This is a genomic window from Thiococcus pfennigii (assembly GCF_016583835.1).
GTDB lineage: Bacteria > Pseudomonadota > Gammaproteobacteria > Chromatiales > Chromatiaceae > Thiococcus > Thiococcus pfennigii.
The window spans coordinates 1-10,652 of record NZ_NRRW01000083.1; the positions used below are offsets into that span (position 1 = coordinate 1).

Sequence of the window (10,652 nt, forward strand, 5' to 3'; positions counted from 1 at the left end):
CGCTGGGCAGGAAGGTCACCGACGGCGAGCTTGCGGAGGTGAACATCCGCCGTCACGACTTCCACGGCGACTGGAACTACACCATTGCGCCATCTGGAAATGGTACAGTTATTTATTGACGGTCCCTAAGGAGACGCTAAGCGCTGAATACTTCAGCGGTTCCCTAATCGCCTCAGCCCGCCCCGAGCCTGCCGAGCAGGCGCTCGGCCTCCTCGCCGACCGGCGTGGTCGGAGCCAGCGCGCGGGCGCGTTCGAGGGCCTCGCGCGCCCCGGCCGTGTCACCGCTGACGGCCCGCACGAAACCGAGTGACAACCAGATGCGCTGGTGCCCGGCGTCGCGCGCCGCGCCCTGCCCCAGGACATCGAGCGCCTCGGCGGTCTGCCCCGAGTAGTGCAGGGCCAGGCCGAGGTCGTTGTAGGTCTCGACGTCGTCGGGGGTGAGTTCGAGGAGGCGACGGTAGAGGGGCACGGCCTCGCCGTGGTGCCCCGCGGTGAAGAGGTCGTCGGCGAGCTGACCGAGACGCGCCGGATCGCCCTCGCGCAAGGCCGCATCCAGGTCCGGCGCCGGCCCCTGCATCTGCTCCTGAAGCCAGGTGCGGGGGCCGGCCTGGGCCTGGGCCTGGGCTGAGGCTGGGGCCGCCGCCTCGGCGACCGGCGCCTGCGGCTGGCGCAGGTAGTAGTCCCGGGTCAGCGCGAAGACCGCGAACCCATAGAAGATCAGGAAGACGGCAACGAGGATCCATTGCCAGGGTCTCAGGGTCGGCATCTCGATTCTCCGCGGCGCGCCGGTCGATGGGGACAGCCGGGGATCCTAGGAGGGGCCACCTCGGCTGTCAAACGGACCGACGAGCGCCGGCAGGGCGGCGGCCGCGCGGCGATCTGTGATTGAATGTCGCCGGCAGGCACCTTAATCTTGCGGCCATATCCTGCCCCGGCGAGCGTCGTGTGGCGCGGGCCCGCGACCAGTCGCCCACCTGAGACCAACCGGCAAACAGCAGATGATCCGCTTCACGAAGATGCACGGCCTGGGCAACGACTTCGTCGTACTCGATGGCGTGCGACAATCGCTCGACCTCTCCCCGGCCCAGATCCGCACCCTCGCCGACCGGCACTTCGGGATCGGTTGCGACCAGGTCCTGCTCGTCGAACCGCCGCGCCGGCCGGGGAGCGACTTCTTCTATCGCATCTTCAACGCCGACGGCAGCGAGGCCGGCCAGTGCGGCAACGGCGCCCGCTGCTTCGCACGCTTCGTCCGCGACCAGGGCTTGAGCGAGCAGGACCGGCTCAGGGTCGACACCCGCGACGGGACGCTCGAGCTCGCGCTGTTGTCCGACGGCGAGGTCCGGGTCGACATGGGGGCACCGCGGCTCGAACCGCGCGAGGTCCCGTTCGCCGCCGCGGCCCGGGCCGGCGCCTACGTGCTGTCGCTCGGCGGTGAGACGCTCGCGATCGGCGCCGTCTCGCTCGGCAACCCGCATGCGGTGACCCTGGTCGAGGACATCGACACGGCCCCGGTCGCCGAGCTTGGCCCGCGGATCGCCGGCCACCCCGACTTCCCCGAGGGCGTCAACGCCGGCTTCCTCCAGGTGCTGGCCGCCGACACGGTGCGCCTACGGGTCTTCGAGCGCGGCGTCGGCGAGACGCTCGCCTGCGGCAGCGGTGCCTGCGCGGCCGTCGTCTGCGGCCGCCTATGGGGTCTGCTCGGGGAGCACGTGCAGGTCGAACTGCCGGGCGGGACCCTGGCCATCGAGTGGGCCGGCGGCGACGCCCCCATCTGGATGACGGGGCCGGCGGCGCGGGTCTTCGACGGGGAGATCGCGCTGTGAGCTCGGGACCAGCGACCGAGGCGGGCGCCGCGGAGCCCCTCGAGGCGGCGGCCATCGCCGCCTATCTCGGCGCCAACCCGGACTTCTTCGTCCGGCACCCCGACCTCCTCGCGCGACTGCGCATCCCCCACCCGACCGACGGCGCCGTCTCGCTGATCGAATACCAGGTCAGGGTCCTGCGCGAGCGCCTCGAGCGCGAGCAACGGCGTCTCGCCCACCTGATCGCCCGCGCCCGCGACTACGAAGACCTCGCCGACCGGCTCCACGCGCTGACGCTGCGCCTGATCGCCGCACGCGACGTCCAACGCGTGCGCGCCGTCCTCGACGAGGCGCTGCGCAGCGCCTTCAACGCCGAGGCGGTCACGCTCAAGCTCTTCTCGCTCGACCCGCAGGCCGCCCGGCAGGACCCGCTCGCGAGCGCCTTCCTGGAGTTCGTCGACCGGCCCCACGCCCTGTGCGGGCCGCTCGAGCCCGAGCGCAACCAGGCCCTGTTCGCCGAGCAGAGCGAGGGCATCGCCTGCGCCGCCCTGATCCCGATCCATGCCGAACCCCAGTTCGGCGTGCTGGCGATCGGCAGCCGCGACCCCGAGCGCTTCCGGGCCGACATGGGCACCGAACTGCTCGATCGGCTCGGCCAGATCGTCGGCCAGCAACTCCTCGTCCTCCGCCGGCCGCATGGCTGACGGCGCGGCCTGCCCGCCCCTGGAGGCCTTCCTCCAGCACCTGACCCACGAGCGACGCGCCTCGCCGCTGACCGTCGCCAACTACCGCCGCGACCTGCAACGGATCGAGCACTGGTGCCGCGAGCAGGGCATCGCCGACTGGCCGCAGCTCGACCACCAGGGCGTGCGCCGCTACGTCGCCTGGCGCCACCGCGGCGGCACCTCGGGGAGGACCCTGCAACGCGAACTCTCGGCCCTGCGCGGCCTGTTCCGCTACCTGCTGCGCGAAGGCCTGGTCGGCCACAACCCGGCGGTCGGGGTGCGCACCCCCAAGGTCGCCCGCAAGCTCCCGGCAACGCTCGAGGCCGACCAGCTCTGCGCCCTCCTCGACCACCCGGACGAGGACCCGCTGGCCATGCGCGACACCGCGATGATCGAGCTCTTCTACTCCTCCGGCCTGCGCCTGGCCGAGCTGGTGTCGCTCGACGTCGGGACCGTCGACCGGCGCGACGGGACCCTGACCGTCGTCGGCAAGGGCGCCAAGACCCGCACCGTGCCGGTCGGCAGCAAGGCCTGCGCGGCGCTGGAGCGCTGGCTCGCGGTGCGCCCGACCCTCGTCGGCGCCGACGAGCCAGCCCTCTTCGTCAGCCGCCGCGGCCGGCGCATCCACCCGCGCACCGTACAGCAGCGCCTCGCCCGCTGGGCGCAGGTCGAGGGCGCGACCCGCGGCGTACATCCCCACCTGTTGCGCCACTCCTTCGCGACCCACCTGCTGGAGTCATCCGGCGACCTGCGCGCGGTCCAGGAACTCCTCGGCCACGCCGACATCGCGACGACCCAGATCTACACCCACCTGGATTTCCAGCACCTGGCCGCCGTCTACGACCAGGCCCACCCCAGGGCGAAGAAGCGGCGCTGAGCCGATTCAGAGCTCGGGTCGCCCGCCAGCGGGCTACCGCACTCATCACTACAGCGGCCGGTCCCGGCCGGAGCCCGAGACGCCGCGCCCGGCCGGCGGCACGGGCGCGAAGTAGCCGACGGCGACGAGCAGGAGCCCGACGCCGAGGAAGGCGACGATGCCGGGGAGGTCGCCGAGGTAGTAGCGGTCGACGAGGAGCAGCTTGACGATGACCACCCCGGCCAACGCCGCCCCGCCGACCCACAGCGGGCGTCGGCCGCGGCGGGCGCCGAACAACATCGCCCCGATGCCGAGCGCCGTCCAGACGATCGCGAGCGCCGCCTGCACCAACCGCTCCTCCCAGAGGCCGACCGACCAGGGCAGGCCGGCGAACTGATGGACCCCGCGCAGCGTCGCGGCGGTGATGACGAGGAGACCGAGGGCCAGGACCCACCGCTCCAAGGCCCCGCGCCGGCGGAGCGGGGCGCCGGCCGCGACCTGCCAGAGGAGCCAGAGCGCCGCGAACTGAGCGAGCTCCAGCGGATTCGCGAGCGGCACGAAGGGCGCGGCGGCGAACCAGCCCGCGCCCTCGCCCGCGCTGGCCGCCGAGCCCACCGACCAGGCGGCAAGCCCCCCGCCCAAGGCCAGCATCAGGGACCCGTCGCGCCCGCCGGTCGCGGCGGCCGACGCGAGGCCGCCCGGGACGCGATCGAGGAGTTCGGCCGACGCGATCAGCGCCAGCGCGAACCAACCGGCCGCCGGCGGAGCGCCCGGCAACGACAGCGCCCGGCCGAGGACGATCAGGGCGGCGGCGTAGCCACCCCAGGCCCAGTAGCCGATCCCCGTGAGCGGCAGGCCGCCGGCGAGGACCGCGACCGGCGCTACGAGCGCCCCGGCGACCAGTGCGACGCCGACGGCGGCCTGCGCGCGCGACCAGCGCAGCCCGATCCCGGCCGCAGCGGCGAGCGCCGCGGCGAGGGCGGCGAGCAACGCGAGGGCGTGGACCCGCGCCGCACCGAGGAGGTGCACCTGAATCTGGTCGAGGCCGGCAAGGACGAAGAGCGCCCAACCGCAGGCGAACAGCAGCGGCGCGAGCCACTGCCCGGCGCCGTCGCGATTGAGCCGATGGGCGCCGGCCCCGGCCGCGGCGACGATCGCCGCGGCCCCGATGAGCCGCGTGCCGGCGTCGGCACCGGCCAGGAACCAGTGCCCGATCCAGGCCGCACCGGCCGCCAGGATCAGGGCCGCCCCGGCCAAGGGCAGCGCCGGCCGCGCCTGCGCCCGGCCGAGCCAGAGGACGGCCGCCCCCTCCAGGGCCCAGACGCCATGGGTCCAGCTTGCACCATAGGCCAACGGTACCGAGACGGCGGCGAAGCCGGCGGCGAGCAGGGCATAGCTGGTCGCGAGGGTCGCCGCCGCCGGGCGGCACCACAGCCAGGCGGCCAGCGCCGCGTGCAGCAGCGCGACGGCCGCGGCGCTCCAGGCGAGCGGCCGGTCGGCCCCGGCGAGGAGCGCCACCTGCAGGCCGAAGGCGAGCAGCGGGGTACCGAAGACCAGCGTCGCGTCGACCCACCAGCCGCGTGGCGTCGGGCGGTGCCGCGCATAGAGGAGACCGACGGCGACGTAGAAGAGGAAGAACAGCACCAGGAAGGGCTCGACCGTCGCGAAGTGGGCCGGGGCATAGTAGCTGTGCCCCCAGGCCAGGCCGACGATGAAGGTCGCGACGAAGCCGATCAGGTTCAGGACCCGCCAGGCCCGCCACCAGGCCGCGGCGAAGACGACCGCATTGAGCACCGCATAGAAGCCGAACAGGGCGACATGGCTGCCGCTGCCGGTCGAGGCCAGCAGGGGCGCGGCCAGCCCGCCGAGGACCGCGAAGGCGGCGACCGGCTGGGCCGACTGGCGCACCGCGAGGCCGAGGCCGAGGACCGCCAGCGCGACGAAGCCGGCGAAGGCCGCGCCGGTGCCGACCAGTTCGTAGAGCCGCAGGGCCGCGAACAGGATCAGGTAGAGGGCGCCGATCGCCCCGCCCTGGAGGGCCAGCGCGAAGACCGGCCGACGGCGGCGCTGGTGCCAACCGAGGCCGAGCCCGGCCGCCGCCACGGCGGCGAGCGCCAGCAGCCGCCATGCCGGCGGGAAGCGCAGCCAGTCTTGGTCGGCCGCATAGTCGAGCAACGCGCCGATCCCGGCGAGCAGCACGAGGAGGCCGATCTTGACCGGCGCGTTGCCCTCGGTGAAGAACCGCCGCAGCGTCTCGAGCCCGCGCCGGAGCCAGTCGGGCGTCGCGGCCTGCCGCGATGGATCGGGCGACGGTGCCAGGGAGGCGACCAGGTCGGCATCGAGTTCCAGCGGCGGGGCCGTCGCGCCCGGCGCCGCTGGGACTGGGACTGGGACTGGGACTGGGACTGGGACTGGGACTGGGGCTGGCGCTGGGGCTGGCCCCTCGGCGAGGCGTCGGCGCAGATCGGCGAGTCGGGCCTCCAGCTGCGCCAGTCGCCAGACGAGCGCCGCCAGGATGGCCCAGAGGGCGAAGGCCGGCGCGTCGGCGCGGCCGAGGACCAGCACGAGCAAGGCGAAGCCGAGCAACCACCAGAGCATCCGTCCACCCTCCAACGCCAGGCGCACCGCCCGTCCGGCGCCGGGTCTGACAGGCCGGGGACGGCTCGCGTATCATGTCCGTTCGATGATCGGCGCGGCCGGCCCGCGCCCGCCCGCCCGGCATCGCGCTGCGCGACGCCCGGCGCCATCATCTCCGGATCGCGACCCTGGATAAAGACAATGGAAATATTCCACGGCACCACCATCCTCTCCGTACGCCGCGCCGGGCGCGTCGTCGTCGGCGGCGACGGCCAGGTCTCGCTCGGCCAGACCGTCATGAAGGGCAACGCCCGCAAGGTCCGCCGCCTCTACAAGGACCGGGTGTTGGCGGGCTTCGCCGGCGCCACGGCCGATGCCTTCACGCTGTTCGAACGCTTCGAGGGCAAGCTCGAGAAGCACCAGGGCCACCTGACCCGCGCGGCCGTCGAGCTCGCCAAGGACTGGCGGACCGATCGCATGCTGCGCCGCCTCGAGGCCCTGCTCTGCATCGCCGATGCGAGCACCTCGCTGATCATCTCGGGGACCGGGGACGTAGTCGAGCCCGAGCATGACCTGATGGCCATCGGGTCGGGCGGCGCCTTCGCCCAGGCCGCGGCCCGCGCGCTGCTGGAGAACACCGAACTGGGCGCCCGCGAGATCGTCGAGCGGGCGCTGAACATCGCCGCCGACATCTGCGTCTACACCAACCACAATCTGGTATTGGAGGAGCTGGTGGCCGAGACGCGATGACGGGGCGCCGAGGGCGGGTCTGCGCGGTGCCGGGTGCGGTGCCTCGACCGGGCCGCGGTCCGACGGTCGTCCTCGAACCCCGGTCCGAGGCCCAACGCCGCCGACGTCCGCCATCGCCGCCAGCCAAACAGTACCAGCCCTGGATCACCACATGTCGAACATCACGCCCCAACGCATCGTCGCCGAGCTCGACAAGCACATCGTCGGTCAGAGCGAGGCCAAGCGCGCCGTCGCCATCGCCCTGCGCAACCGCTGGCGGCGCGCCCAGATCGACGAGCCGATGCGCTCGGAGATCACGCCGAAGAACATCCTGATGATCGGCCCGACCGGCGTCGGCAAGACCGAGATCGCCCGCCGCCTGGCGCGCCTCGCCAACGCCCCCTTCATCAAGGTCGAGGCGACCAAGTTCACCGAGGTCGGCTACGTCGGGCGCGACGTTGAATCCATCATTCGCGACCTGATCGAGAGCGCGGTCAAGATGGTGCGCGAGCAGGAGATGGCCCGGCTCGCCGACACCGCCGAGGCGGCCGCCGAGGAGCACATCCTCGACATCCTGCTGCCGCCGCCGAGCGGCTTCGAGCAGGACAGCCTGAGCAAACCGGCCTCGGCGGGCACCCGGGAGAAGCTCCGCGAGCGCCTGCGCGCCGGGGCGCTCGACGACCGCGAGGTCGAGGTCCAGGTGAGCTCGGCGGCCCTCGGCGTCGAGATCATGGCCCCGCCCGGCATGGAGGAGATGACCAATCAGCTCCAGAGCCTCTTCCAGGACATGGGCCGCGGCCGCACCAAGCGGCGCAAGCTCAAGATCCGCGAGGCCCTCAAGGTGCTGCGCGACGAGGAGGCGGCGAAGCGGCTCAACGAAGAAGACATCAAGCTGCGCGCCGTGGATCTCGTCGAGCAGACCGGCATCGTCTTCCTCGACGAGATCGACAAGGTCACGCGCCGCACCGAGCAGACCGGCGGCGCCGACGTCTCGCGCGAGGGTGTGCAGCGCGACCTGCTGCCGCTCGTCGAGGGCACGACCGTCTCGACCAAATACGGCATGGTGCGCACCGACCACATCCTATTCATCGCCTCGGGGGCCTTCCACCTGGCCAAGCCCTCCGACCTGATCCCTGAACTCCAGGGCCGCCTGCCGATCCGCGTCGAGCTCAAGGCCCTGACCACAGAGGACTTCGTGCGCATCCTGACCGAGCCGGACGCCTCCCTGACCGACCAGTACCAGGCGCTGCTCGCGACCGAGGGGGTCAACATCGAGTTCACGGAGGACGGCCTCAAGCGCATTGCCGAGGTCGCCTGGCAGGTCAACGAACGCACCGAGAACATCGGCGCCCGTCGCCTGCACACGGTCATGGAGCGCCTGCTGGAGGACGTCTCCTTCAACGCCGCCGAGCTCGATCGGGTCACGGTCACGGTCACGGCCGCCTACGTCGACCAGAACCTCTCCGAGCTCGCGGCCGACGAGGATCTGTCGCGCTACATCCTGTAGAGGCGAGCGAGGCCCTGCGGGCGGCACCTTGCCTCGCCACGTCCAGGGGCTCCGAGAATGCGACATCAGGTGAACCGAGGATATTGGCCACCGATGAACCACTCACCGGATCGCCCTCGCTACGACCCGGAACTCGCCGCGCTACTCCAAGGCAACTACGGCGAGGCGGCCCGGGCCGCGCGCAACCTCGCGGTCTCGCTGCGGCGCACCGAGGGCATCTTTCCGCTGACGGGGGACGCGATCGCCGCCCTGGACGAAGGGGCCAAGGAGCGGATCGACGCCTTCCGCGTCCGCTTCGCCGACCTCCAAGACCTGCTCGTCGGCAAGCTCTTCCGAGACCTGCTGAGGCTGGAGGAGGAACGGATCCACTCCCAGCTCGACATCATCCACGCGATGGAGAAACGCGGCATCGTCTCGTCGTTCGAGGCGTGGAAGGGACTGCGGGTGATCCGCAACGCCTTCATGCACGATGACCCAGAGGCGCCCGGCGAGCGCACCGAGGCCCTGAACCTCGCCCGAGAAGGCGCGCGCCAGTTGCTCGCGACACTGGAGCGATTGCGCGCCTACGCCATCGACCGCATCGGGCTCCCTGCGCGGACCCTGCCCCGGCCGTGAGGCTCGACCCGACCAGCATCCCGCCACTGATCGCGGCGATCCGCCGCGAGCTTGGCGACGACGCCGAGGTCTGGCTGTTCGGCTCGCGCGTCGACGACACCGCGCGCGGCGGCGACATCGACCTCTACGTCGAGACCGACCGAGAGGCCGGCCTCGTCGCCAGCCGTGCCCGTCTGGCGGCAGACCTCGCCATCGTCTTCGGCGAGCGCAAGGTCGACCTCCTCGTGCGCCCGCGCAGCCGGGCGCCGCAACCGATCCACCGCATCGCCCGCCGCGACGGCGTCCGCCTGAGCGCGCCGGCATCGGGGCGCGGGACCGACTGATCCGGCCGCCCAGCCCCTCTTCTAGGCCGGCGCACGCGGCCGCTCGGCCGAGGCGAGGACATAGTCGAGGCCGCTGAAGACGAGCCCCGGGTCGAGCCGCAGCGCGATGCGCACCGCAACCCGCAACAGCGAGTGCAGCCGCGCGACGGCCGCCCGGTCGCGGGCCAGGTACCTGTGCAGCGGCGGGTAGACGTCGTCGCGGATCGAGGCCACCGCCACCTCGGCAAAGCCGACCGCCGCGAGCCGTTCGGCATAGACCTCGCGCGTGTAGGCGTTCGCCTCCGGGATCAGGAACTTGCCGGCCGCCTGGCGCCAGCCCCAGCGCTGCGCGAGGCGCTCGTGGCGGCGCGCCGCCGGCGGCATCGGCAGGATGTCGGCGACCACGAGGCGCCCGCCCGGGCGCAGCACCCGGAAGGCCTCGGCGAAGAAGCGCTCGCGGGTATCGAAGTGGAAGGCGCACTCCAACGCCACCACCTTGTCGACGCTCCCGGCGTCGAGCGGCATCTGGGTCGCCGACCCGAGCCGCAGGTCGATCTGCCCGGCGAGCCCGGCCTCGGCGACCCGCTGTCGGGCGCGCTCGACCTGCGAGGCGGTGACGTTCAGGCCGATGATCTGCCGCGGCCGAAAGGTGCGCGCCCAGAGCATATCCTGATCGGCGAAGCCGAAGCCGACGTCGAGGACCTCGTCGCCTGGCCCCATTTGGGCGGTCTCGGCAACGAGCAGGGCCAGCGCATCGCAGGCCTCGTCCAGGGTCGCGGCCGAGCGCCAGTAACCGAGGTTCAGATAGAGCCGCTGCTCGGTCGGCGAGCGATCGGCCAGCAGGTCGTAGACCTGCGTGACGTCGCGACCGTGGCGGGGGTTCAAGAGCCAATTGAGATAACCGAGGGTCTCGCGCCAACGGCGCGTGATAGCATCAGTCGACTGCATAGCCGAGTCTCCGAGCGTGTCATGGCCACCATCTATGGGCGATGCGCCCGATTTGGCAGGGTCCCACGACGCACCCCTGCCGATCCGGATCTCGGCGCGGCCCGCCCCCATCTCGGAGAGCACGACCGCGGCTGGGCGGCCGCACACAGACCAACCACGAGGACCAACCAGATGCCGACACCGACCGAGCTCAACCTGCACCGACAATCGCGCGTGCTCGAGATCCACTTCGACGACGGCAGCCGCTTCGACCTGCCCTGCGAACTCCTGCGCGTCTACTCGCCGTCGGCCGAGGTCCAAGGGCACAGCCCGGACGAGCGGGTGCTCCAGATCGGCAAGGAGGACGTCAACATCGAGCGCATCGAGCCGGTCGGCCACTACGCCGTCTGCCTGCACTTCGACGACGGCCACAACACAGGGATCTATTCCTGGGAACACCTCTACCGGCTCGGTACGAACCGGGAGGCCATGTGGCGGGAGTACCTGACGGAACTCGAGAAGGCCGGCCACAAGCGCCGCGCGCCCGACGCCTGACGCCCGGGCGCTCACGAGGGGCGGCCCCGCTCACCGCCCCCACCTTGGCGAGTC

The 10,652-nt window shown here is 72.2% G+C and carries 11 protein-coding genes; 8 read left to right on the plus strand and 3 right to left on the minus strand.

Annotated features, from left to right (window positions below; all coding sequences use genetic code 11):
* Positions 1–172: 172 nt before the first annotated feature.
* Positions 173–766, minus strand: coding sequence for a tetratricopeptide repeat protein (locus CKO41_RS16955; protein ID WP_200383148.1), 594 nt, complete (start codon positions 764–766; stop codon positions 173–175).
* A gap of 232 nt (positions 767–998) precedes the next feature.
* On the opposite strand from CKO41_RS16955, the gene dapF reads away from it, so the two are divergent.
* From dapF to xerC, 3 genes are read left to right on the plus strand one after another with little or no spacing between them, the layout of a single operon-like run.
* Positions 999–1,826, plus strand: coding sequence for a diaminopimelate epimerase (dapF, locus tag CKO41_RS16960; protein WP_200255222.1), 828 nt, complete (start codon positions 999–1,001; stop codon positions 1,824–1,826).
* A complete protein-coding gene (locus CKO41_RS16965; protein WP_200255220.1) occupies positions 1,823–2,509 on the plus strand; it encodes a DUF484 family protein in 687 nt (228 codons plus the stop codon). Before dapF ends, CKO41_RS16965 begins: the two co-directional genes overlap by 4 nt.
* A complete protein-coding gene (gene xerC, locus CKO41_RS16970; protein WP_200383149.1) occupies positions 2,502–3,407 on the plus strand; it encodes a tyrosine recombinase XerC in 906 nt (301 codons plus the stop codon). The genes CKO41_RS16965 and xerC overlap by 8 nt, the downstream gene beginning before the upstream one ends.
* 48 nt (positions 3,408–3,455) lie before the next feature.
* On the opposite strand, the gene CKO41_RS16975 is transcribed toward xerC, so the two are convergent.
* Positions 3,456–5,984, minus strand: a complete 2,529-nt coding sequence (locus CKO41_RS16975; protein ID WP_200383150.1) for a DUF2339 domain-containing protein — start codon at positions 5,982–5,984, stop codon at positions 3,456–3,458.
* A 180-nt stretch (positions 5,985–6,164) separates the two neighbouring features.
* Here CKO41_RS16975 and hslV point away from each other — a divergent pair, with 180 nt between their 5' ends.
* From hslV to CKO41_RS16995, 4 genes are all read left to right on the plus strand, one after another.
* Positions 6,165–6,713 carry an ATP-dependent protease subunit HslV gene (hslV, locus tag CKO41_RS16980; protein WP_200254822.1) on the plus strand — a complete coding sequence of 183 codons (549 nt, stop codon included), beginning with the start codon at positions 6,165–6,167 and terminating at the stop codon, positions 6,711–6,713.
* A 151-nt stretch (positions 6,714–6,864) separates the two neighbouring features.
* Positions 6,865–8,199, plus strand: coding sequence for an ATP-dependent protease ATPase subunit HslU (hslU, locus tag CKO41_RS16985; RefSeq protein WP_200254820.1), 1,335 nt, complete (start codon positions 6,865–6,867; stop codon positions 8,197–8,199).
* 93 nt (positions 8,200–8,292) lie between these two features.
* Complete coding sequence (locus CKO41_RS16990) at positions 8,293–8,814, plus strand: hypothetical protein (RefSeq protein ID WP_200254818.1); 522 nt, start codon at positions 8,293–8,295, stop codon at positions 8,812–8,814.
* A complete protein-coding gene (locus tag CKO41_RS16995; protein ID WP_200383151.1) occupies positions 8,811–9,137 on the plus strand; it encodes a nucleotidyltransferase domain-containing protein in 327 nt (108 codons plus the stop codon). The genes CKO41_RS16990 and CKO41_RS16995 overlap by 4 nt, the downstream gene beginning before the upstream one ends.
* A gap of 21 nt (positions 9,138–9,158) precedes the next feature.
* Here CKO41_RS16995 and CKO41_RS17000 read toward each other — a convergent pair whose 3' ends face one another.
* On the minus strand, positions 9,159–10,064 hold the full coding sequence (locus tag CKO41_RS17000; RefSeq protein WP_200254814.1) for a methyltransferase domain-containing protein: 906 nt from the start codon (positions 10,062–10,064) through the stop codon (positions 9,159–9,161).
* Between the two features lie 171 nt (positions 10,065–10,235).
* On the opposite strand from CKO41_RS17000, the gene CKO41_RS17005 reads away from it, so the two are divergent.
* Positions 10,236–10,598 carry a gamma-butyrobetaine hydroxylase family protein gene (locus CKO41_RS17005; protein ID WP_200254812.1) on the plus strand — a complete coding sequence of 121 codons (363 nt, stop codon included), beginning with the start codon at positions 10,236–10,238 and terminating at the stop codon, positions 10,596–10,598.
* Positions 10,599–10,652 lie beyond the last annotated feature (54 nt).

Coding starts and splice junctions, on each gene's coding strand:
- CKO41_RS16975 (WP_200383150.1), bottom strand. CDS start 5,984: ATGCTCTGGTGGTTGCTCGGCTTCGCCTTGCTCGTGCTGGTCCTCGGC.
- CKO41_RS17005 (WP_200254812.1), top strand. CDS start 10,236: ATGCCGACACCGACCGAGCTCAACCTGCACCGACAATCGCGCGTGCTC.
- CKO41_RS16955 (WP_200383148.1), bottom strand. CDS start 766: ATGCCGACCCTGAGACCCTGGCAATGGATCCTCGTTGCCGTCTTCCTG.
- CKO41_RS17000 (WP_200254814.1), bottom strand. CDS start 10,064: ATGCAGTCGACTGATGCTATCACGCGCCGTTGGCGCGAGACCCTCGGT.
- xerC (WP_200383149.1), top strand. CDS start 2,502: ATGGCTGACGGCGCGGCCTGCCCGCCCCTGGAGGCCTTCCTCCAGCAC.
- hslU (WP_200254820.1), top strand. CDS start 6,865: ATGTCGAACATCACGCCCCAACGCATCGTCGCCGAGCTCGACAAGCAC.
- hslV (WP_200254822.1), top strand. CDS start 6,165: ATGGAAATATTCCACGGCACCACCATCCTCTCCGTACGCCGCGCCGGG.
- CKO41_RS16990 (WP_200254818.1), top strand. CDS start 8,293: ATGAACCACTCACCGGATCGCCCTCGCTACGACCCGGAACTCGCCGCG.
- dapF (WP_200255222.1), top strand. CDS start 999: ATGATCCGCTTCACGAAGATGCACGGCCTGGGCAACGACTTCGTCGTA.